General features: G+C 71.2%; 16 protein-coding genes, 1 tRNA gene and 1 pseudogene. 5 read left to right on the forward strand and 13 right to left on the reverse strand.

Annotated features, from left to right (window positions below; genetic code table 11):
* Positions 1-31 precede the first annotated feature (31 nt).
* Together AB0M63_RS37370 and AB0M63_RS37375 are read left to right on the forward strand one after the other, a co-directional pair.
* A complete protein-coding gene (locus AB0M63_RS37370) occupies positions 32-1,027 on the forward strand; it encodes an aldo/keto reductase family protein (protein ID WP_355920112.1) in 996 nt (331 codons plus the stop codon).
* A 64-nt stretch (positions 1,028-1,091) separates the two neighbouring features.
* Positions 1,092-2,249 (forward strand): aromatic ring-hydroxylating dioxygenase subunit alpha, encoded by a 1,158-nt coding sequence (locus AB0M63_RS37375; protein ID WP_355920109.1) that lies wholly within the window; start codon positions 1,092-1,094, stop codon positions 2,247-2,249.
* A 99-nt stretch (positions 2,250-2,348) separates the two neighbouring features.
* Here AB0M63_RS37375 and AB0M63_RS37380 read toward each other — a convergent pair whose 3' ends face one another.
* The 6 genes and pseudogenes from AB0M63_RS37380 to AB0M63_RS37405 form a co-directional block, all read right to left on the reverse strand.
* The gene (locus AB0M63_RS37380) at positions 2,349-2,669 is read right to left on the reverse strand and encodes a multidrug efflux SMR transporter (protein ID WP_355920106.1); all 321 of its coding nucleotides are present in this window, start codon (positions 2,667-2,669) and stop codon (positions 2,349-2,351) included.
* Between the two features lie 677 nt (positions 2,670-3,346).
* Positions 3,347-3,902: pseudogene (locus AB0M63_RS37385) on the reverse strand (alcohol dehydrogenase catalytic domain-containing protein); the annotation flags it as partial.
* Positions 3,903-3,910: 8 nt separating this feature from the next.
* Positions 3,911-4,909, reverse strand: a complete 999-nt coding sequence (locus AB0M63_RS37390; protein WP_366022490.1) for a hypothetical protein — start codon at positions 4,907-4,909, stop codon at positions 3,911-3,913.
* Positions 4,906-6,165, reverse strand: a complete 1,260-nt coding sequence (locus tag AB0M63_RS37395) for a CHAT domain-containing protein (protein ID WP_366022491.1) — start codon at positions 6,163-6,165, stop codon at positions 4,906-4,908. The genes AB0M63_RS37390 and AB0M63_RS37395 overlap by 4 nt, the downstream gene beginning before the upstream one ends.
* Positions 6,166-6,169: 4 nt before the next feature.
* Positions 6,170-11,560 carry an FxSxx-COOH system tetratricopeptide repeat protein gene (gene fxsT / locus AB0M63_RS37400; protein WP_366022492.1) on the reverse strand — a complete coding sequence of 1,797 codons (5,391 nt, stop codon included), beginning with the start codon at positions 11,558-11,560 and terminating at the stop codon, positions 6,170-6,172.
* 96 nt (positions 11,561-11,656) lie between these two features.
* Positions 11,657-12,532 (reverse strand): winged helix-turn-helix transcriptional regulator, encoded by an 876-nt coding sequence (locus AB0M63_RS37405; protein WP_366022493.1) that lies wholly within the window; start codon positions 12,530-12,532, stop codon positions 11,657-11,659.
* A 100-nt stretch (positions 12,533-12,632) separates the two neighbouring features.
* Between AB0M63_RS37405 and eno the strand changes: the two genes are divergently transcribed.
* Positions 12,633-13,916, forward strand: a complete 1,284-nt coding sequence (gene eno / locus AB0M63_RS37410; protein WP_366022494.1) for a phosphopyruvate hydratase — start codon at positions 12,633-12,635, stop codon at positions 13,914-13,916.
* A gap of 75 nt (positions 13,917-13,991) precedes the next feature.
* Here the strand turns inward: eno and AB0M63_RS37415 are convergent.
* Positions 13,992-14,065 (reverse strand) — tRNA-Pro (locus AB0M63_RS37415).
* Between the two features lie 151 nt (positions 14,066-14,216).
* On the opposite strand from AB0M63_RS37415, the gene AB0M63_RS37420 reads away from it, so the two are divergent.
* Positions 14,217-14,924, forward strand: coding sequence for a transketolase (locus AB0M63_RS37420; RefSeq protein WP_355920089.1), 708 nt, complete (start codon positions 14,217-14,219; stop codon positions 14,922-14,924).
* Positions 14,925-14,991: 67 nt separating this feature from the next.
* Complete coding sequence (locus AB0M63_RS37425) at positions 14,992-15,915, forward strand: transketolase (protein ID WP_366022495.1); 924 nt, start codon at positions 14,992-14,994, stop codon at positions 15,913-15,915.
* 23 nt (positions 15,916-15,938) lie between these two features.
* Here AB0M63_RS37425 and AB0M63_RS37430 read toward each other — a convergent pair whose 3' ends face one another.
* The 6 genes from AB0M63_RS37430 to AB0M63_RS37455 all read right to left on the reverse strand — a co-directional run bounded on the left by AB0M63_RS37430 (position 15,939) and on the right by AB0M63_RS37455 (position 21,054).
* Complete coding sequence (locus tag AB0M63_RS37430; RefSeq protein WP_366022496.1) at positions 15,939-17,231, reverse strand: MFS transporter; 1,293 nt, start codon at positions 17,229-17,231, stop codon at positions 15,939-15,941.
* 134 nt (positions 17,232-17,365) lie between these two features.
* Complete coding sequence (locus AB0M63_RS37435) at positions 17,366-17,725, reverse strand: MmcQ/YjbR family DNA-binding protein (protein WP_366022497.1); 360 nt, start codon at positions 17,723-17,725, stop codon at positions 17,366-17,368.
* Between the two features lie 30 nt (positions 17,726-17,755).
* Positions 17,756-18,301, reverse strand: coding sequence for a GNAT family N-acetyltransferase (locus tag AB0M63_RS37440; RefSeq protein ID WP_366022498.1), 546 nt, complete (start codon positions 18,299-18,301; stop codon positions 17,756-17,758).
* Entirely contained in the window at positions 18,298-18,882 is a 585-nt protein-coding gene (locus AB0M63_RS37445) for an XRE family transcriptional regulator (protein ID WP_366022499.1), read from the reverse strand. Before AB0M63_RS37445 ends, AB0M63_RS37440 begins: the two co-directional genes overlap by 4 nt.
* A gap of 35 nt (positions 18,883-18,917) precedes the next feature.
* Positions 18,918-19,820, reverse strand: a complete 903-nt coding sequence (locus AB0M63_RS37450) for a LysR family transcriptional regulator (protein WP_366022500.1) — start codon at positions 19,818-19,820, stop codon at positions 18,918-18,920.
* Between the two features lie 40 nt (positions 19,821-19,860).
* Positions 19,861-21,054 carry a glycine C-acetyltransferase gene (locus AB0M63_RS37455; protein WP_366022501.1) on the reverse strand — a complete coding sequence of 398 codons (1,194 nt, stop codon included), beginning with the start codon at positions 21,052-21,054 and terminating at the stop codon, positions 19,861-19,863.
* Positions 21,055-21,082 lie beyond the last annotated feature (28 nt).

The following is a 21,082-nucleotide window of genomic DNA, read 5'->3' on the forward strand; positions in this document are numbered from 1 at the left end:
CGGTAGGCGACAACGACTTCGAGGAGAATCGATGGAACACCGTCACGTCGGTAAAAGCGGCCTGATGGTCAGCGAGATCGCGTACGGCAACTGGCTCACCCATGGCCAGCAGATCGACGAGGACGCCGCGTCCGCCTGTGTGCAGGCCGCACTCGATGCGGGAATTACCACCTTCGACACCGCCGACATGTACGCGGACACCCGCGCCGAAGAGGTGTTGGGGCGGGCACTGGCCCAGCAGCGGCGGGCGGGGGTGGAAATCTCCACCAAGGTCTACTGGCCAACCGGCTCCGGGCCCAACGACCGCGGTCTGTCCCGCAAGCACATTCTGGACTCGATCGACGGATCTCTGCGCCGCCTGCAGACCGATTACGTGGACATTTACTGGGCCCACCAGTTCGATATCGAGACGCCGCTCGAAGAGACGATGGAGGCGTTCTACGACATCGTCCGGGCGGGCAAGGTCCGCTATATCGGGGTATCCGAGTGGCGCGCCGATGATATCCGCGCCGCGCACCGGCTCGCCCGGGAACTGCGCATTCCGCTGATCGCCAACCAGCCGCAGTACTCCATGCTGTGGCGGGTGATCGAATCCGAGGTGATTCCCACCTGTGCGGAGCTGGGCATGGGACAGATCGTCTGGTCGCCGATTGCCCAGGGCGTGCTGACCGGCAAATATCTGCCCGGTCAGCAGCCGCCCGCCGGATCGCGCGGCGCTGATGCGGAGGGGCGCAAGTGGCTGGATCCGTTCATGCGCGACGAGGTCCTCGGCCGGGTCCAGAAGCTGCGGCCGCTGGCGGAGTCGGCCGGGTTGACTCTGGCTCAGCTCGCGGTGGCGTGGACGTTGCAGAACCCCCATGTCGCCGCCGCGATCGTCGGCGCGTCCAACCCGGAGCAACTGATCGAGAACACCGCGGTAGCAGGCGTCGTCCTGGAGAAGGAACTGCTCACGCAGATCGACGAGATTCTGGATCCGGTCGTCGAACGGGACCCGGCCAGGACCGCTCGGGAGGACCCGCGCCCGTGATGACCGCAGCACACGCCGAGATCACCGAGATATTCGCTCGCCTGACCAACGGAGGGGACGCCTGATGACGACGACCACACCAGCTGATTGGCCACAGGCACCGCTGCCTCTCGACCAACTGCAGCGTGTGACCGGGCCGTTCGGGAAATCCAGCATGCTGCCGGCGGCGGCCTACACCGCGCCCGAGGTGTTCGCCTGGGAACAGCGCCACCTGTTCGCCGGCACGTGGAGCTGCCTCGGTCGGGTGGAGGAGATCTTCCCCGAGGGTGTGACCCAGTACGCCAAGCAGGTGGGAACCGTACCGGTTCTGCTGACCAGGGAGGGCGACCGGATTGCCGCGTTCGGCAACACCTGTCGGCACCGCGGACACGAACTACTGGGCGACGGCTGCTCGTCGAGCAAGCGAGTGGTGCACTGTCCGTATCACTCCTGGACGTTCAAAATGGACGGCTCGCTGCGCACGGCACCCCGGTTCCCGGAGCTGCCGGAGGACCACGGGCTGATCGAGCTCCCGTCCGAGGTGTGGCACGGCTGGGTCTTCGTCAACGCCAGTGCCGACGCCGCGACCTTCCCTGAATACCTGGGAGCGCTCGCCGGGCATGTCGAGCCGTACGCGCCCGAGCGGCTGAAGCTGGCCTCCACGCGCACCTACGAGGTAGCGGCGAACTGGAAGGTCATCGTCGAGAACTACCAGGAGTGCTACCACTGCCCGCACATCCACCCCGAGTTGACCGCCGTGGCGCCGCCCAACAGCGCCTCCTACATCGCGGATGAGCCGGGAGCCTGGGTCGGCGGCACGATGGACCTCGCAGAGGGCGCGCAGACCATGTCGATGGACGGGCGGGCCGGCGGCGCGATCCTGCCCGGCGTCGACCAGCACCGGGTGTTCTACGCCGCGCTGGTCCCCAACCTGTTCATCTCGCTCCACCCCGACTATGTGCTGATCCACCACCTGGTGGCGCACTCCCCGGACCACTCCACCGTCAACTGCTCCTGGTACGCCGTGGACGGAGTCCTCGACGACAGCCCCGTCGCCTTCTGGCACCGGATCAACCTGCAGGACTGGGATGCCTGCGAATCCGTCCAGCGGGGGCTGACCTCGGAGCACTACCGTCCCGGACCGTTCGCGCCGATCGAGGACTCCGTGCACCGATGGGTGTCCCTCGTCGGACGTGCGTACAGCGGCATGCCGCCGTGGGAGCGGCCGTCCGCTGACGCGTGACGATTTCCCGGTCCGTGCCAAGCATGGGCCAGCCGCTCTGAATTGAGGCGGAGAGGCGGGCAGGGTCACCCTGCCCGCCTCTCCGCGTGAATCACTCGCTCAATGCTTCCCGGTCAGGTTGAGCAGGATTACTCCGCCAATAATCAAAGCAATCCCCAGGATTTTGGCTGTGTTCGCCGCTTCATTCATGAACACCATCCCGATGACCGCGATCGCGGCGGTGCCGAGGCCGGACCAGATCGCGTAGGCGATGCCCAGCTCCATTTTTTTGAGCGCCTGTGCCAGCAGCGTGAACGAGGAGATGTAACAAATCGCGACGACCAGACTTGGCAGCAGTTTGGTCAACCCGTCACTCAGCTTCAGGAACGAGGTGGCGATCACCTCAGCGGAAATGGCGCTAAGCAGCAGGAACCAGACCATAGCCGCCCCCAATCTGTCGTTCGGCCAGGGAAATCGTCCGTGTTGATCGACTGTGAGTCTACGTTCTCTTTGATGTGGCTGTTCGAATTCGGAAGGTGAAGGAAGTTGGGGCACTGTGCAGGGCTTCGGCGTAGTTGGATAGCGACGTATCATCGCCGATCCCGCCTGCCCTTGACCCGCTTCGCGAGCATCCCGCGGTCGCCTGTGAGGAGGTTCCTGACCTGCTGGAACGCCTCGCAAAGGAGCCGGCTCAGGTCCCTCAACGGGTGGGTGGTCGCCTCGATCCGCCGCTGCCGAAACGGGCGCTGCTCGCCGAGAGCACGGGCGGACCGCGGGCTCTTGCGGTGGACGGCAAGAGCCTGCCCGGAGCGGCGAAAGAGGACGGCCGCAGGATCCACCCGCTCGCTTCGTTGGAGCACACCACCGGTCTGTCCTGGCCCAGTTGGACGTCGGTGAGAAGACGAACAACCTGCCGGAGACCGCGGTGACCAGCGACGTGATGCACACCCGGCGCGATCACGCCGACGTGGACTCCGCTGCGCAATGGGTGAGGTCTACGCGGTGAGCCGGTGGACGAGGCGTTCGAGGCGGCTGGTGCGGGCCCGGCGCAGGCCGGTGACGTCCAGGGCCTGGTCGACGGTGCCCTCGATGCCGGCGCGCAGGGCGTACTTGGTTCGTCAGGCGCCGCCGCGCATCCGCTCGAAGGCCTTCTCGACGTCCTCCCGTGCGATGGTCTCCGTGACGAACGCGTCCAGATCCAGCCGCCCCCGGAGGCGGAGGTCGATGAGCATCGGGAAGTCGCGGGAGGGCAGGCAGTCGCCGTACCAGGACGACTTGAGGGCTCCGCCGCGTCCGAAGACGTCCAGGAGCGGGAGTTCAAGCTTCATCTCCGGGCGGCCGACCGCCTCGATCACGACATCGGCACCGAAGCCACCGGTCAGCTCACGGACCACCTCGACGGGGTCCGTGGACTTCGAGTTCACGGTGTGCGTGGCACCCAGCAGCCCGGCGGCGGCAGCCGATGCGGCCCGGTCGACCTGATGCACTGCCCCGCCGCGACCAGCATCTTCTCGGCGAACGCGCCGATACTCAGGGTCGGGGAGAGCAGTACTGCGGGCGGCCGCGTCGGAGCAGGCTCGGCAATTGCCGCACACGGCAGGCCAGTTGAGGGTGACGAAGTCGCCGGTGGGCAACCTCGGTGACATCCTCCCCCACGGACTCCACCACGCCCGCGCCCGTCCTCAGCGGGAGCGTTCCGCGAGGGTGATGAGCAGGTGGGACGACTCCGGGTGGAGGTAGTCCGAGTGGGCGCCCACCGGGTTGAGCCTGGTGCCCCGGTAACGCCAGTCCGCGTTCACGTTCACCAGCCTGTTGTCCAGGGCGAGTTGGGGGTATGTGGTGTCGGTCGGGAGCAGTTCCGTCGAGAACAGGCCGACCGGGGCGGTGCTCGCGCCCGAGTGGCCGATGCCGGGGGCCTTCTCCGCGCGCAGATGCCAGTAGCCCGTCGCGCGGTCCCAGCGGGAGTGGGTGAGGGCGATCGGGCCGCGCAGCGGGGCGCCGGGGTGGTCGTCCGTGGGGAAGAGGGTCTCGAAGTGGGTGGTGAACGCGTTCCTGGGGGCCGCCATCTGGAAGATCAGCATGCTGTCGACCGTGAACGGGCGGCGCGGGTCGTGCGGGGTGGACCAGCCCAGCACCGGCGGCGGCTCGGCGGCCCGCTGCACCGCCTCGCAGAGGAAACGGCCCCCGAAGGAGTGGCCCATCAGATGGAGGTACTGGCCGGTGCGGCCCCGAAGGACCGCCGGAGCCGTCGGGTCGCCGCGCTCGCCGTCGAGGTAGCCCAGCAAGTGACCTATGACGTACGGGGCATGGCCCTTGCCCTCCGCGCTCATCGCGTGCGCGCGGTCGCGGATGCGCTCGTAGCCCCCTTTGAGTTTCGAACGGCTCGACGACGGCCAGCGCACCACCACGCACCATGGGCGGTAGCCCGCCTTCAGGCCGGGGTACCGGTCCGGGTTCGCCTCGTACAACTTCCTTGCCCGGGACAGGAGTTCCATCGCGACCTTTGTCGCCTGCGCCGGCGGGGTCTGCCAGCCGTGGACCCAGACGTGGATGTCCGTGGCCCAGGCCGGCAGGGGGATCGTGCGGGCCAGGTGGTCAGCGACGCGGTTCACCGGGACCGGAGTGCTGTCCGGCCCCTTCAGTCGTCCGGCTTCGTCGAGGTCGATCTCCGCGGGGGTCATGAGGCCAGGTCCAGGCGGCTGTTGATGCCGCAGTTCAGGGAGTAGGCGAGGGCGAGCGGGTTGCGGTAGTCGCGGGCGAACCTGCGTACCAGTGACTGCCCTATCTCGCCCGCCGTGTGATCACCCGTCAGATACCGGTCGAGGAACTCGTACGCGTACTCGGTCGCGAAGATCTGCGGCATCCGGATCTGCGGGGCGAGGATGCCGGACGCGCCGAGGTCGATCAGTTGCTGCCCGAGGTGTTCCAGCCGTCCGGGGTCGGCCGCCTCGGCGGTCTGGCAGGCGTTCAACAGGACGAAGGGCCGGAAGCGGGCCTGCGGGCTGCGGACGTAGGAGCGCCGCTTCCGGAAGACCAGCGGGCCGTCGATGTTCTCGGTGTCGGACAACTGGACGGCCACGAAATGGCTCGCCGGACCGCCGTTGACGAAACGGCCGTGGCACCAGAAGTACATGACGTCCTCGTGCAGCACGGCGCGGGAGAACGCTTCCAGGAGTTCTCTGCCCTCGGTGCGCACGACCAGCCGGGAGCGCTCGTGCAGGAGCTGGTGGACCTCCTCGGCCCGGCCCACCTTGTCCAGGGACTTGTCCTTGTTGAGGCTGGTGGTGGCCCGATCGCGGTGGCCCAGCGAGGCATGGGCCCACGGGTACCGGGTGTTGGTCTGTTCGACCTGGTGGCGGTGGCCGAGGAACGCCTCCCACGGACTCGGGCACCCGGCCGGGTCGACGGCCAGCATGGACCAGGGCAACTGCCACTCGGAGACGAAGCTGACCCGCAGCGTCCGCTCCCCGGCGAGGACTCCGAGGAGGAATTCACGGAACCGGCAGAGGTCGTAGCCCGTGCCGTCGAGCATCATGTCGAGGACGTACCAGCCCTCTTCGGCCAGGGTCTGCGCCAGTTTGTCGGTCTCGTGGTGGAGCCCGGTCAGGTCGGCGGAGTCCACGAAGGGATGCCCGCCCGCCCGCTGCCCGGGCCCGGGGTCGTCGTCGCGGTGGTCGACCACCTTGTCGTGCCAGACGGTGCGCAGCCGTTTGCCGTAGTCGAGCAGTGTCTCGGCAGGGATCTCCAGGTCGGCGGAGTGCCAGGGGCTGGTGCCGGGTGTCTCCGGGTCCTGGAAATGGGCCTGGATGCGCAGGCCGTGCGGGCCGTTGCCGCGCAGTTCCACCCGCAGCTCGGGGGGTCCGCCGCGCGGGGACGGGGTCTGGGTGCCCCCGTCGGACGGGTCTCCCAGGATCTCGAAGGCTTGCTGTCGTGCCATGTGATCAGGCCTCCCCCGTGTCGTCCCCGACGCCGAGCGTCGTCCGCAGATCCTGTAGGACCAGCCCCGACGCATGGTCGTAGAGCGTGAAGCGCACTTCGTGGTCGCCCGGTTCCCCGGCGGTGAAGGTGAACCGCGCCGGAGGCCCGCCGGGGACGTACTCCGCCAGCGCCGGGTCCACCGAGGCGCCGGTGCGGCAGGCGGGGGCGATCACGACGCGGGCCGGGGGCGCGGCGTCCGGCTCCCGGGCCAGGTCCACATCGATCGGCAGCGGTCGGCCGGTGACGGGTTCGTCGTCCGTCGGCAGCGTCAGCCGGACCCGCCACGCGGGTCGTGCGGCGCGCAGGCGGCGGCGCAGCTCGGCCGTCTCCGGGTGGTCGGGGCCGAAGGTCCGCTCCCAGCGGGCGATCACGTCGGCGGGCGGCGGGGCGTCGGCCTCCGCGCGGAGCAGGGCGAGGGTGGTGAGGCTCTCCAGGGTGTGCGGGTGGTCGGGGCCGAAGAGGTGCGAGCGGGCGGCCGTGACCGCTTTCAGCAGCCGGACCGCCATGGCGTCCTCGCCCGCGTGGGCGAGGGTGTCGGCCAGTTGGACGGCGTGGCTGGGGTGGGGCGCGTCGTAGTTCCGGGCGAGGAGTTCCACGACCATGGCGGTGCGCAGGTCGTCGTCGCCGGCGTCCGGGTCCACGCCCACCGCGCGCTCGTGCGCCGCCACGACGCCTTCGACGGTGTCCGGGTACGGCAGCCCCGACGCGGGCAACCGGGCGCGCCCGCGCAGCAGTTCGCCCAGGACGTCCAGGGCCTCCCGGGGGCGTCCCGCCTGGGACAGGGCGTGCGCGAGGACCGGCAGGTGGCGCAGCACGAGGCGGTGCCCCGGACCATGGAGACGGGCGCAGTCGTCGACCAGCTCGCGGGCCAGGTCCACCGCGTGGTCGGCGGAACCGGTGTCGGCCGTCGCCCAGGCCAGCGCGCCGCGCGCCCAGAACGTGCTCGGGTGTTCCTCGGGGAGTGCCGCCTCACCGCGCCCGACGAGGTCCTCCCAGATCGTGGCGGCCTGCCGGGGGTCGCCCAGCTCCAGGTGGGCGAGCGCCAGGTCGTCCCGGCAGCTCAGGGACTCGGGGTGGTCCGGCCCGCGCTCCCGGTCGCTGTCGTCGACCAGCGCGAGCAGTTCCCGCACCGCCTGGCGCCGGGAACCGGTGATGCTGCGGTACCGGGCCAGTTGGCGGCGCGCTTCCAGGACCGCGCTGTGCCGGGGGCCCTGGATCCGGACCCGGTCCGTCACGAGCGCTTCCTGGAGCGTGAGGGCCTGCGCGAGGTCGCCCACTTGCTCGTGCGCGGCGACGAGGCGCCGGCGTCCGTCCAGGGTGGCGGTGTCGTCGGGCCCTTGTATCCGGGTCAGGTCGTCGACCAGCCGGGTCGCGGTGTCCAGGGCCCGGCGGGCGGTGCAGGGGCCCATCAGGGTCCAGGCGATCTGGCCCCGCAGGGCGAGGGTGCCGGGGTGGTCGGCGCCCAGCACGCGTTCGTGCTCGGGCAGCAGGGCGGCCTGCTCCCGCAGCGCTCCCGCGCGGTCGTTCGCCCATGCCCGCCAGTAGGCCGCGTCGCGCCGCTCGCGCAGGACGTCGGGGTGGTCGGCGCCCTGGATGCGGGCACGGTCCTCCGCCAGGGCCCGCCCGAGCGCGACGGCCGGCTCGTAGTCGAGCTGGTCGAGCAGGGCGATGGTCAGCAGGGCCCTGACGGCGAGCGTCTCGCTGTGGTCCGGTCCGTGGAACCGTCCGCTCGCCTCCACCAGTTCCTCGTGCTCGATCACGGCCCGCCGGAGCTGACACGACTGCCGCCACGCCTCCGCCAACTGCATCTGGGTGTTGAGGGTGGCGAGGTGGTCCCGGCCCCGCACCCGGGCGGTGTCGGCCAGCAGTTGTTCGGCGAGGATCGCGGCGCGGACGTGGTCGCCCGCCGCGTTGTGGCCGGTCACCAGGTCGTAGCGGAGCGAGAGTACGGCGGGATGGTCGGGTCCGTCGATGTCCTGGCGGTCGGCGAGCACGGCCTCCAGCGCGCTCAGGGACGCCCGGTGCCGCCCGGCCGTCCGCTGGATCATCGCCAGTCCCCGCCGGGACTGCAGGGTGCGTGGATGTGCGGCCCCCTGCTTCGCCGTGCGGCGGGCGACGGCCTCTTCGTACCGGGCGAGGGCCCGGTCGTAGTGTTGTGCCGCCGCGTGGGCGTCCGCGAGGTTCTCCAGCGTCTGCAGCGTGTCCGGCGCGTCCTCGCCGAGCAGTCGGCGGAAGTCCGCGAGCAGTTCGGTGAATCCGCGGACCGCACCGTCGTGGTCGTTGTCGTCCAACCGCGTGAGTGTCAGGGCACTGCGCTCGTGCAGGGTGCTCGGGGAGTCCGGGCCGAAGAGCCGGGTGCGGTCATCGACAAGTCGCTCGTACGCCTCGATCGCTCTCCTGTACTCCCCCGCGGTCCGGTGTAGCCAGGCGCGCCAGCTGCGGACGTTGAGCGTGTCGGAGTGGTCCGCCCCCTTCACGCGCGTGTAGTCGTCGGTCAACGCGTCGAAGATCTCACCGGCGCGGTCGTACCGCCCGGCCGCGCGGTGGACGATGCCCGTGCGCAGCCGCACGGAGAGGGTCGCGGGGTGGTCGGGGCCGCGCAGCCGGGCCCAGTCCTCGGCGAGCGGCTCGTACAGCGCGAGGGCCTGGGCGTGGCGGCCCTCCTCCGTGAACACCCAGGCCAGGTCCAGCCGGACCCCGAGGACCCGTGGGTGGTCGGGTCCGAAGAACCGCTCCACGTCCGCGCGCAGGGCGGTGAGTTCCTCGACCGCGTCGCTGTGGCGGCCGGCCCACTGCAGGGTGTGCGCGAGCCCCGAGCGGGTGGCGAAGACGACCGGGTGCTCGCGGCCGAGGACCTCGGCGCGGTCGGCCAGGACGTTCTCGAAGAATTCGACGGCGGTCCGGTGTGCGGCCGCCGCGCGGTGGGCGTAGGCCAGGTTGGCCCGTGCCGTGAGGGTGGCCGGGTGGAGTGGGCCCTGTACGCGGGTGCGGTGGGCGACCAGGCGCTCGCGTTCCCCGATGGACCTCCGGTGGTCGCCCGCCAGCTGGCAGGTGAAGGCCAGGTCGCCGCGGGCCCGCAGGGTTTCGTGGTGGTTCTCGCCCCTGACCCGGGTGAGATCGGCGATCACGGCCGTGTACGCCTCGATCGCGGCGGCGTGGTCCGACCGCTTGCGGTGGGCCAGCGCGATGTCGTCGCGGTAGTCGATGGTGGCGGGGTGATCCGGTCCCTGGGCCCGGGCGCTGTCCGCCGCGAGCGCCTCGGCGTGCCGCAGCGCCGCGTCCGGACCCAGCGTCTCGGAGATCACCCATCCCAACGCCTGGCGGCTGCGCAGGGTGTCCGGGTGGTCGGCCCCCTGGACCCTGGTCCGGGCGGCCACCACCTCCTCGTACAGCTCGACCGCTTTGCGCGGGTCGCCCGCCGTGCGGTACGCGGCGGCCAGCCACCCCACACTGGTCAGCGCCTCGGGGTGGACCACCCCGTGCTCGCGCCGGCGGTCCTGGACGGCCTGCTCGTACAGTTCCAGCGCCGTGGCGTGCTCCCCGGCCTCCAGCAGGGCGTAGGCCAGCCCTGTCCGACTGGCCAGGGTGTCCCGGTGGGAGGGGCCCAGAGCGCGCTCGCGGTCTGCGAGGACCGCCCGGAACTCCGCCACCGCCGCCTGGTGCCGGCCGGCCCACTGCAGGGCGTAGGCGAGCCGGTCCCGGCTTCTGAGCGTGTCCTTGTGGTCCTCGCCCTGGACGCGTCGACGTTGTGCCACGGCGGCCGTCAACTCCTCGACGGCCTGCACGACTTCGCCCGCCTTGCGGCGTGCGTACGCCAGTTGCTCGCGCGCGGCGAGCGTTTCCACCGCGTCGGCTCCACAGGTGCGGACCCGGTCGGTGTACACGCTCTCGCAGAGTTTCACCGCGTAGGCCGGATCGTCCGCCTTGGCGTGCAGACCGGCCAGCCGGTCGCGGTCGGTGAGGGTGACGGAGGCGGTCGCTCCGCACAGCCGGGTGCTGCCGTCGACGACCATCTCCGTCAACGGGATGGCCAGGAACGGCTGTTCACGGGCGATCAGTTCGTCGGCGCCCCTGCGGTACATCTCGACGGCCGCCGGGTCGGCCTCGGTGGCCGGCCCGGTCGCGGCGAGCGCCTGGACATGCGGCAACAGCCGTCGTACGGCGTCGGCCTCCGGACGATCGGCGAGTACGGCGGCCAGGGCGCGTTCGGCGAGGTCGCGGGCGCCCGGGCCGGCGGCGTCCTGGAGGGTGCGGCGGACCAGGCGGTGCAGGGTGGGGCCCTCGGCGCCGGGGGTGAGGAGGTGATAGGCGGCCAGTGCCGTCAAGGAGCCTTCGATGTCGGGGAGTTGGACGCCGAGGCGGGTGACGACCTCGGGCGGCACGGGCTCGGGGGCGTACCAGGACAGGGCGTGCAGAAGGGGCTCGGCCGAGGGGTGGGCGGCGGCGATCGAGGTCAGGCTGGTGCGCCAGATCCGGGTGATCGTCGGGCCGGTGTCGTCGGCCAGGACCAGGGCGGGGTTGAGGTTCAGCAGGTTCCGGTAGGCGGAGAAGTCGGCGCCGGTCTCCCGCAGATAGGCGCCCGCCTGGGTCAGCGCGAGCGGCAAGTGGCCGAGGTCCGCGGCGAGTTGGGCGGCGTCCGTGGAGGCCGTACGAGCGGTGGTACGGCGCAGAAGGTGGACCGCGTCGTTGTGGTCCAGGACGTCCAGGTCGAGGAGAGAGGTGCCCTCGGGCCAGCCGGACCGGCAGCGGCTGGTGACCAGTTGGTGGCCGTGCGAGGGCAACCGGCCCAGGAACGGGGTCAGTTGCTCCGGGTGCTCGACGTTGTCGTAGACGACGAGCCAGTCCCGGTGGGCCGCCAGCCAGGTCAGCGCCCACTCGGTGCGCTCCCTGGCGGTGGCGGTGCGGGCCCAGGACGGGTGCAGGCGCAGCGCGAGGTCGGCGAAGCCGGACGCGGTCTGCTCCTGGGTGTCGGCGACGATCCACCAGACCAGTTGGTAGCGGCCCCTGCGGTCGTGCGCGTGGCGCAGGGCGAGGGCGGTCTTGCCGATGCCGCCGAGGCCGCTGACGGTGGCGGTCTGGGTGACGACTCCGCTGCCGGAGCGGAGGTGGCCGTCGAGCAGTCGCAGGTCCCGGGCACGGCCGACGAACGGCTGCTCGGGGAGGGCGGGGAGGTTGTCCAGCGGGGCGGGCAGCGCGAGGTGGACGGCGGCGGCCATGGCTCCGGCCGGCAGGACGGTCGCAGGGCGTTCGAGGTGCGGATTGCCGCCGGGGTGGGAGCCCCTGATGTCCTGCCCTGGGGCGGTCGGATCGCCTTGCGGGACGGTGTTCTCCCGCTCCGGGACGGCGGTTTCCATGACCCGTAATTCACCTGCGACCGCCATGCTTCCCCCGAAGCTTCCCCCGAACCGCGCACCTTTTGCGTCAACTGTACTGACGTAAAGGGCCAGTTGTCAGGAGGTGCGGCAACACTGCCGGGCATGGTCCGCGGCCAGCCTCAGGCTCTGCTCGACCGCGTGCGGGATGTCGTCGACCGGGAACAGCGCGTGCCGTACGGTGCGTTCGGCGTCGGCGATTAGGATCAGCCGCTTGTGGCGCAGCCGGCCCGCACCCCGGAAGGTGGGCAGCCGCAGAGCTGCCGCCAACCGGTGGGCGGCGTCCGACAGCAGGGCGTACGGGATGTCCTCCGCGCGGGCGAACTCCGCCTGTTCGTGGACGAGTTGGGTGCTGATTCCGCGGATGTCCACGCCCGCCTCCCGGAAGTCGGGCCAGGCGTCACGGAAGAGCCGGTTCTCCAGCGTGCAGCCCGCGGCGCCGGGGATCGGGCCCCATTCGATTCCGGTTCCGGGGTAGGTGAACAGCACGGTCGCGGCGGCGTCCGGGGAGACCAGCGGCAGGTCGGCGCCCCGCGCGCCGGGCAGTTGGAGGTCGTCGGGCAGGCGGGTGCCGACCAGGACGTGGACGCGGGCGTGTTCGGCGCCGTCCGCCTCGGCGGTCGCGGTGAGGCTGCCGTCGCCCAGTACCCACCGGTCGCCCCAGTCCTGCATGGCGACCAGCAGCGGCAGCAGCCCGGCGCCGGAGTCGGTGAGCAGGTATTCGTAGCGCACGGGACGCCGCTGGTAGAGGCTGCGATGCAGGACGCCGTGGGCGACGAGCCGGCCGAGCCGTTCGGTGAGGACCTTGCGGGACAGTCCGATCTCGGCGGCCAGCGCGTCGAAGCGGACATGTCCGCGGGCGACCTCGCGCAGCACCAGCACGTTCCACCAGTCCCCCAGGACCATGGCGGCCTGGGCGATGCCGCAGGTTTCGTCAGCGTTGTGCATCCTCATGCGGCCATAGTAAGTTCCTTTTCGGGACTCACTTTGTTTCCGCATGGAACTTACCGCCCGCCGATGTCCGACACGCGGGCCCAGCGCGAGGAGTTGCACCGTGACCGCCATCAGCCGGGTCGTCGCACGGGAGATCATCGACAGCCGGGGCAATCCCACCGTCGAGGTGGACGTGGAACTGGGGGACGGCTCGCTCGGCCGCGCGGCGGTGCCGTCGGGCGCCTCCACGGGAGCCCGGGAAGCGGTGGAGCTGCGGGACGGCGATCCGACGCGCTTCCACGGCAAGGGAGTTCGGCGAGCCGTGGACGCCGTGAACGAGAGCATCGCGGACGCCGTGACGGGCCTCGACGCCGAGGACCAGGCGACCGTGGACCGCACGATGATCGACCTGGACGGCACGGACACCAAGTCACGGCTCGGCGCCAACGCCCTGCTCGGCGTCTCCCTGGCCACCGCCAAGGCAGCCGCGGCCGCCCACCGACTCCCGCTGTACCGCTACGTCGGCGGGGTCGACGCCCGCCTGCTGCCGGTGCCGATGATGAACATCGTCAACGGCGGCGCGCACGCGGACAATCCGCTGGACTTCCAGGAGTTCATGATCGCCCCGATCGGCGCGGCCACCTTCGCCGAGGCCGTCCGCATGGGTTCGGAGGTCTTCCACACCCTCCGCGGGAGCCTGGTCGCCGCCGGCCACAGCGTGAACGTCGGCGACGAGGGCGGTTTCGCCCCCGACCTGCGCACCGCCGACGAGGCCCTGGACTTCGTCGTACGCGCCATCGAGCGGACCGGCTACAAGCCCGGCACCGACATCACCCTGGTCATGGACCCGGCCAGCTCGGAGTTCTTCCGCGACGGCGTCTACGACTACACGGGCGAGGGCGTTCGCCGCACCCCCGCCGAACACGCCGACTACCTGGTCGAGTTGGTCGACCGCTACCCCGTCGCCTCCATCGAGGACCCGATGGCCGAGGACGACCACGACGGCTGGCGCGACCTGACCGCGCGCCTCGGGGCGCGCTGCCAGCTCACCGGCGACGACGTCTTCTGCACCAACGAGACCCTGCTGCGCGCCGGGATCCGCGACGGCATCGCCAACTCCATCCTGGTGAAGGTCAACCAGATCGGCACCCTCACCGAGACGCTGGCGACGGTCTCCGCCGCACACCGTGCCGGGTACACGGTCGTCATGTCCCACCGCTCCGGCGAGACCGAGGACACGACGATCGCCGACCTCGCTGTCGCCACGGGCTGCGGCCAGATCAAGACCGGCTCGCTCTCCCGCTCCGACCGCACCGCGAAGTACAACCAACTCCTGCGCATCGAGGACGAGTTGGGCACGCAGGCCCGTTACGCGGGCCGGGAGGCACTGGGACTGCGCCACTGACACCGGCCCGGCACGCCACACGGACACGCAAGAAGGGCCCTCACAGGCTCTCGCCTGCGAAGACCCTTCGCACTGTCGGGACGACAGGATTTGAACCTGCGACCCCTTGACCCCCAGTCAAGTGCGCTACCAAGCTGCGCCACGTCCCGTTGCCCATCTGACCTGGGGTTTCCCCTGGCCGAACGCGCATGCAAACAATACCGCACTCCCGTCGGTGATCGCGCACGCCTTTATGCGGGGCCGACTCCCCGTACGGCGGCACTTGACCTGAAGTTTGGTTGAGGTTGCACGATCGTCCTCATGACGATCACCACCGAACACAGTCGTCCGTACACACACGGCGACCTGCCCCGGCTGATGGGGCTGATGACCGGTGACGAGAAGCACGGTCCGGCGGCCACCTCGACGCTGGACGTGCTGTGGGTGCTCTACGACCGGGTGCTGCGGGTCGGCCCGGAACGGCTGGAGGACCCCGAGCGGGACCGGTTCCTGTTGTCCAAGGGGCACGGGCCGATGGCGTACTACGCTGTGCTGGCCGCCAAGGGATTCGTGCCCGTGGAGTGGCTCGCGGGCTTCGGCTCGTACGACTCCCGGCTCGGGCATCACCCCGACCGGGTGCTGGTGCCGGGCGCCGAGATCGGCAGCGGGTCGCTGGGGCACGGGCTGCCGATCGCCGTCGGGACGGCACTGGGGCTGCGTGCCCAGGGGCTCACCGGGCCGCGGGTCTGGGTGCTGATCGGGGACGCCGAGCTGGACGAGGGCAGCAACCACGAGGCCATCGCCTTCGCCGGGCCCGCCGGATTGGACCGGCTGCACACCGTCGTCGTCGACAACTCCTCCGCCGGCCACGCCCGGCCCGGCGGCATCGCCGCCCGCTTCGAGGCCGCGGGCTGGTCCGCGGTGACGGTCGACGGCCGTGACCACGAGGCGCTGTACGACGCCTTCACCGCTCCGCACCCCGGCCGGCCGCACGTGGTCGTGGCCCGGGTGGAGCCGAAGTCCGCCTGATCATCGGCCCATTCGGCAATCCGTCGAGCAATCCACTCAACAGCGGCTCAAGAAGGGCTCCTCCTCCATGGACACCATGCGTGACCGTTTCACCCCGGTCGTCTCCCGCCTGCTCGACGAGGACCCGCGGGTCGCGGTCGTCCTCGCCGAGATCGGCAGGGACGCCTTCACGGACGCCCGGCTCCGGCACCCCGACCGGGTGATCAACGTCGGCATCCGCGAGCAGCTCCTCGTCGGCGCGGGCGCGGGGCTCGCCCTGACCGGGATGCGTCCGATCGTGCACACCTTCGCGAGTTTCCTGGTCGAGCGCCCCTTCGAGCAGGTCAAGCTGGACCTCGGGCACCAGGACGTCGGCGCGGTGCTGGTGAGCGCGGCGGCCTCCTTCGACTGGCCCGCCGGCGGGTTCACGCACATGGCTCCGGGCGACGTGGCCCTCCTCGACACCCTCGACGGGTGGACCGTGCACGTCCCGGGCCACCCGGACGAGGCCGAGACCCTGCTGCGGCACGCGGTCGCCGCGGGCGACGACAAGGTGTACGTACGACTGTCCGTCCAGTCGAACACGGAGGCCCTCCCGGTCGACGGCGCCCGCTTCCGCACCGTCCGCGAGGGCAGCTGCGGTGTGGTCGTCGCCGTCGGTCCGATGCTCGACGCCGTACTGGCCGCGACAGAGGATCTCGATCTCACCGTCCTGTACGCCACGACCGTACGGCCCTTCGACGCGACCGCACTGCGTCACGCCACGCGGTCGGCCGGCACGGACGTCGTCCTCGTCGAGCCGTACCTGGCCGGCACCTCGACGACGGCCGCGAACGACGCGCTCGCCGACGCGCCGCACCGCGTGCTCGGCCTGGGCGTGGGCCGCGCCGAACTCCGGCGCTACGGCACCCTCGCGGAACACATCACCGCACACGGCCTCGACCCCCGGACGCTGCGCGAGCGGATCGTCGGCTTCGTCGGGAGCGGGCGGGTGGCTGCGACCGCGACATGAGCCTGATACCTCCGCACGGGCGCTCAACTCTCCTGCGGGCACGCCCGCTCACCCATCACCGCGTCGCCCGGGTCGCTCACGCCGACCGCGTCGGCGCGTATCAGCCCCCGTACGGCAGGTATCAGGAGCAGAGCGGTCGGCACGACGAAGCTCATCGCCCCCGCGACAAGGAGCACATGGTCGGTGCCGAGGGCCCCGGCTGCCGGGCCCGCCAGGGCCTGGCCGACCGGCATCATCGCGAGGGAGCCCGCCACGTCGTAGGCGTGGATGCGGTTGAGGACGTCCGGTGGGACCTGTGTCTGGACGGAGGTCGCCCACATCACGCCCCAGAACGACATGCCCGCCCCGGCGACTGCGGCGCCGGTCGCCATGGCCGGTACGCCGAGCCCCGCTCCGACGGTCGCCGGGAAACCGGCGAAGGCGAAGAGGGCGATCGCGCCGGCGCGCAGCATCCGGCGGGGGCGCAGTCGCAGGGCCAGCAGTCCGCCTACGACGGTGCCCGCGCCGAGGGCCGAGTTGATCAGGCCGTAGGCGCGCGGGCCGTGTTGTTGCACCACCTGGGTCGCCACGAGCGGGACGGTCGGGCCCCAGACGGCGATCATGTAGAGGCACCAGACGGCGATGACTCCCCAGAGCCAGGTGCGGGAGCTGAACTCCCGCCATCCCTCGACCAGATCGGCCTTGAAGGCTCCCGTCCCGTGCCCGGGTTCGCGGCTGCCCGGGGCGAGCGGGGGCAGTCGGAGCAGCAGCAGGCAGAGGGCGCTCACGGCGTAGGTGGCGGCGTGGGCCGCAAACACGCCTCCGGGCGAGGCGAATCCGACGAGCACGCCCGCCACGGCCGGACCCGCGAGTTGGGCGGCGGACTCTGCGGTTCGTATCGCGCCGTTCGCGCCCTGGATGTCGGAGGCGAGTCGCGGCACCGTGCTCGCCACGCCGGGCTGGAAGACCGCGCCCGCCACGCCGTTGACGAAGCCGATCGCGCAGATCTCCCAGAGCACGACATGGCCGGTGAAGAAGAGGACGGCGGCGAGGGACTGGGTGCCGAGGCGCACCAGGTCGGCGCCGATCATCAGCTTGCGGGTGCTGAAGCGGTCCGCGATCACACCGCCGAAGACGACAAGTCCCGCGAAGGCGGCGGCCGTCGAGGCCATGGCGAGGCCGACCGCGCCCGCGCCGTACCCGTGTTCCAGCAGGCCGGCGGCGAGGGCCACGGGCAGCATGGTGTCTCCGAGCCGGGCGACCGCGCGCGCCACGAAGAACAGCGCGAAGTCCCTTGACCAGACCGGCCGTTCACCGCTGCCGACGCTCCCCGTCATGCCCCACCGCCCCCTCCCCTGAAGCGCGCCTCCGGCTCCCCCGCGGATGGGAGCCGGATCCCCCTCCGTCCCGGCTCCCACTCCCGTCTCCGGATGATGCCACGCACCACTGACAACGCCCGAAGGAGTTTCGGTCAGTCGCCGGACGGAAGGCCCAACTCCGGGTAGGCCTCAAGGAGTCGGGGCGGGGCCGCCTGGCGCCAGGAGTCGGCGAGGATGTCGCGCAGTTCGTCCTCGCTCTCCAGCGCGGCGAGGCGGGCCCGGACCCAGGCGAAGCCCGCCTCGTGGTCGGCGATCCAGAACTTCCCGGGCTCGGCCAGGACCAGTTCGTCGCGCTCCTCCTTGGGGCAGCGCACGGCGATGGAGGTCTCCTCCTCGGGCACGGTGACGAACATCTTCCCGGCGACCCGGAACGTGGGCATGTTCCAGGCGACCTTCTCCGTCGTGTCCGGGAGGGAGAGGGCGATACGGCGTACGTCTTCGGCATCCGGCATGAGACGCAACATAGTGGCTGCCACTGACAATCACCTGGTGGGAGTGGCTGCCCGCACGGTCTCCCCCACGCGCTTGTAGTACAGCGTCGTAGGCCGCAGCACCCCGGCCGGGCTCGTCGCGTAGTCCGGGATCACACCGGCCCGGGTCCAGCCTGCGGAACGGTAGAGGTGCTCGGCGGGACTGTCCGTCTCGGTGTCCAGATGGAGCAGGGTGATGCCGACGGCGACGGCCGCGTCCTCGGCGACGGTCAGGAGGCGGCGGCCGAGGCCCTCTCCCCTGGCCTCCCGGTGCACCATCAGCTTGACCAGTTCGGCGCGATGGCGGCTGTTGGGCTTGGCAGGGAAGGCGAGGCTCACCGTGCCGACGACCCGGTCGCCGCTCAGGGCCGCCCACACGGCGAGTTGCCCGGCGGCCACCCCGTCGGCCCGCTCCCGCCACCAGTCGACGGCGGCCGTACGGGCGAGCGGCGCGAGGAAGCCCACCGAGGCGCCGTCATCCACGGTGTCGGTCAGCAGGTCCGCCAACTCATCGACGAGGGAGAGGAGTTGAGGCATCTCCAGCCGCGTCACCCTCACGGCAGCACCACCGCCAGCACATAGCGCGCCTCGTCCCGGCCGGAGCACCGGAACCGCGTCGGCCCCCACACCCGCAGCCGCAGACAGTCACCGGCGTCCAAGTGGTGCTCAACGTCCTGGGCCGTCACGTCGAGGGCGCCCTCCAGGACCCAGATGTGCTGTTCCAGACCGGGCACGGGCGGCCGGTCGTAGGCGATGTCGGCGCCCGACCCGAGCCGTCCCTCGACGAGTTCGCCGCGCAGCCCGGTGTGCGGGGGCGACACGGATCGTCGTACGAAACCGGAGGCGCGGTCCTCCCACACCGGTTGCTCGGCGGCTCGTACCAGTAGGGCGGGTTCGGCCTCCACCTCGCTGAGGAGTCGGGACATGGTGCGGCCGTAGACACCGCACAGGCGGTTGAGGAGGGAGGCGGTGGGGCTGATCTCGGCGCGTTCGGCGCGGGAGAGGGTGGAACGGCTCACTCCGGTGCGGTCCGCCAACTCGCCCAGGGACCAGCCGTGTTCGGCGCGCAGCTCGGCCAGGCGGGCGCCGAGCCGGGCGTCCACGGGGTCCGGGATCGTCACCAGGTCGTCGGGTTTCATATTCGGGACGGTATCCCAGATATGAAACGCGCGGGTTACGTCCGCGCGACCTCTTCCAGCGCGTCCAGGACCGGTCGGATCAGCGGGTGCTCCTCCGTGCCGCGCCGTACGGCCGCGAAGACCCGGCGGGTCGGAGCCACCCCGTCGACGGGACGGACGACCACGCCCGTCAGGTCCGTGCCGCGCAGCGCCGAGCGGGGGACGAGGGCCACGCCCGCGCCGGCCGAGGCGAGGGCTACCACGGCACGGAAGTCGTCGGAGGAGTGTTCTAGGCGGGGCTGGAATCCGGCGTTCTCGCAGGCCAGGACGGTGACCTCGTGGCAGGGGTTGCCAGGGTACGGGCCGATCCACGGGTCCTTGGCCAGTTCGGCGAGGGGGACCTCGGTGGCGTCGGCGAGGCGGTGGGCGACCGGGACGACCGCGTCGAACGGCTCGGCGTAGAGCGGCACATGGATCAGGCGGGGGTCGTCGGCGGGCGGTGCCCCGCGGTACTCGACGGCGACCGCGACATCCACCTGCCGGTCCAGCACCATCGGCAGGCTGGCGTCGCCCTCGGCGTCCTGGACGCGGAGACGGATGCCGGGCGCGAGGAGGGAGAGACGGGACACCGCGGGCGCCACGACCTCCGCGATGCCGGTCGCGAAGGCGGCGACGGTGACCGTGCCGGCCGCACCCGAGCCGTAGGCCGCGAGTTCGGCCTCGGCCCGCTCCAGTTGAGCCAGGACGACATTGGTGTGGCTGAGCAGGATCTCGCCGGCCGGAGTGAGCCGTACGCCCTTGGCGCCGCGCTCGACCAGCCGGTGGCCGGTCTCCTGCTCCAGGGCGGCGAGCTGCTGGGAGACCGCCGAGGGGGTGAGATACAGCGCGGCGGCCGCCGCCGTCACGGTGCGGTGGTCGGCCACCGCACGGAGGATGTGGAGCCGCCGCGCTTCGATCATGGGATCGATTATCGCAATATGTCCGAGCTGTTCAGCACCCTCAGGCGTCCAGCTCCGCCCGCGCCGCGACGAACGCGTCCACCGCCCGGTTCACGTCCTGGGTGGAGTGCGCGGCGGACAGTTGGACCCGGATACGGGCCTTGCCCTGCGGGACGACCGGGTACGAGAAGCCGATCACGTACACGCCCCGCTCCAGCAGCAGCTCCGCCATGCGGCCGGCCACCGCCGCGTCGCCGATCATGACGGGGGCGATGGCGTGGTCGCCGGGGAGGATGTCGAAGCCCTCCTCGGTCATCCGGCGGCGGAAGAGGGCGGTGTTCTCGGCGAGGTGGACGCGCAGGTCGTCCGCCGACTCCAGCAGGTCGAGAACCTTGAGCGAGGCCGCCGCGATCACCGGGGCGAGGGTGTTCGAGAAGAGGTACGGCCGGGAGCGCTGGCGCAGCAGGGCGACGATCTCGGCGCGGGCGGCGACATAGCCGCCGGAGGCTCCGCCGAGGGCCTTGCCGAGGGTGCCGGTGATGATGTCGACGCGGTCCATGACGCCGTGCAGTTCGGGGGTGCCCCGGCCGCCGGGGCCGACGAAGCCGACGGCGTGCGAGTCGTCGACCATGACCATCGCGTCGTAGCGGTCGGCGAGGTCGCAGATCTCGCGCAGCGGTGCGACGTAACCGTCCATCGAGAAGACGCCGTCGGTGACGATCAGCTTGCGGCGGGCGCTCGCCGATTCCTTCAACTGCCGTTCCAGATCGGCCATGTCGCGGTTCGCGTACCGGTAGCGGCGGGCCTTGGAGAGGCGGATGCCGTCGATGATCGACGCGTGGTTGAGGGCGTCCGAGATGACCGCGTCCTCCGGGCTCAACAGGGTTTCGAAGACACCGCCGTTGGCGTCGAAACAGGAGGAGTAGAGGATCGTGTCCTCCTGGCCGAGGAACGCGGAGAGGCGGGCCTCGAGTTCCTTGTGCACCTCCTGGGTTCCGCAGATGAAGCGCACGGAGGCCATGCCGTAGCCCCAGCGGTCGAGGGCCTCGTGGGCGGCCGCGACGACTTCGGGGTGGTCGGCGAGGCCGAGGTAGTTGTTGGCGCAGAAGTTGAGGACCTCACCGGGCCGGCCGCCCGCGGTGACGTTGACGGTCGCCGACTGCGGGGAGCCGATCACGCGCTCGGGCTTGTGGAGTCCGGCGGCGCGGATCTCGTCGAGGGTGGTGCGGAGGTCGTCGCGCACGGAGTCGAACATCATCAATTCCCTTACTGCAGAGTCCAGT

The sequence above is a fragment of the Streptomyces sp. NPDC051576 genome (assembly GCF_040681835.1).
Classification (GTDB): Bacteria; Actinomycetota; Actinomycetes; order Streptomycetales; family Streptomycetaceae; genus Streptomyces.

What these genes read in the sequence shown, in the direction of transcription:
- AB0M63_RS37370 (WP_355920112.1), top strand. Translation starts at nt 32, where the DNA reads ATGGAACACCGTCACGTCGGTAAAAGCGGCCTGATGGTCAGCGAGATC.
- AB0M63_RS37375 (WP_355920109.1), top strand. Translation starts at nt 1,092, where the DNA reads ATGACGACGACCACACCAGCTGATTGGCCACAGGCACCGCTGCCTCTC.
- AB0M63_RS37380 (WP_355920106.1), bottom strand. Translation starts at nt 2,669, where the DNA reads ATGGTCTGGTTCCTGCTGCTTAGCGCCATTTCCGCTGAGGTGATCGCC.
- AB0M63_RS37390 (WP_366022490.1), bottom strand. Translation starts at nt 4,909, where the DNA reads ATGACCCCCGCGGAGATCGACCTCGACGAAGCCGGACGACTGAAGGGG.
- AB0M63_RS37395 (WP_366022491.1), bottom strand. Translation starts at nt 6,165, where the DNA reads ATGGCACGACAGCAAGCCTTCGAGATCCTGGGAGACCCGTCCGACGGG.
- fxsT (WP_366022492.1), bottom strand. Translation starts at nt 11,560, where the DNA reads ATGGAAACCGCCGTCCCGGAGCGGGAGAACACCGTCCCGCAAGGCGAT.
- AB0M63_RS37405 (WP_366022493.1), bottom strand. Translation starts at nt 12,532, where the DNA reads ATGAGGATGCACAACGCTGACGAAACCTGCGGCATCGCCCAGGCCGCC.
- AB0M63_RS37420 (WP_355920089.1), top strand. Translation starts at nt 14,217, where the DNA reads ATGACGATCACCACCGAACACAGTCGTCCGTACACACACGGCGACCTG.
- AB0M63_RS37425 (WP_366022495.1), top strand. Translation starts at nt 14,992, where the DNA reads ATGGACACCATGCGTGACCGTTTCACCCCGGTCGTCTCCCGCCTGCTC.
- AB0M63_RS37430 (WP_366022496.1), bottom strand. Translation starts at nt 17,231, where the DNA reads ATGACGGGGAGCGTCGGCAGCGGTGAACGGCCGGTCTGGTCAAGGGAC.
- AB0M63_RS37435 (WP_366022497.1), bottom strand. Translation starts at nt 17,725, where the DNA reads ATGCCGGATGCCGAAGACGTACGCCGTATCGCCCTCTCCCTCCCGGAC.
- AB0M63_RS37445 (WP_366022499.1), bottom strand. Translation starts at nt 18,882, where the DNA reads ATGAAACCCGACGACCTGGTGACGATCCCGGACCCCGTGGACGCCCGG.
- AB0M63_RS37450 (WP_366022500.1), bottom strand. Translation starts at nt 19,820, where the DNA reads ATGATCGAAGCGCGGCGGCTCCACATCCTCCGTGCGGTGGCCGACCAC.
- AB0M63_RS37455 (WP_366022501.1), bottom strand. Translation starts at nt 21,054, where the DNA reads ATGTTCGACTCCGTGCGCGACGACCTCCGCACCACCCTCGACGAGATC.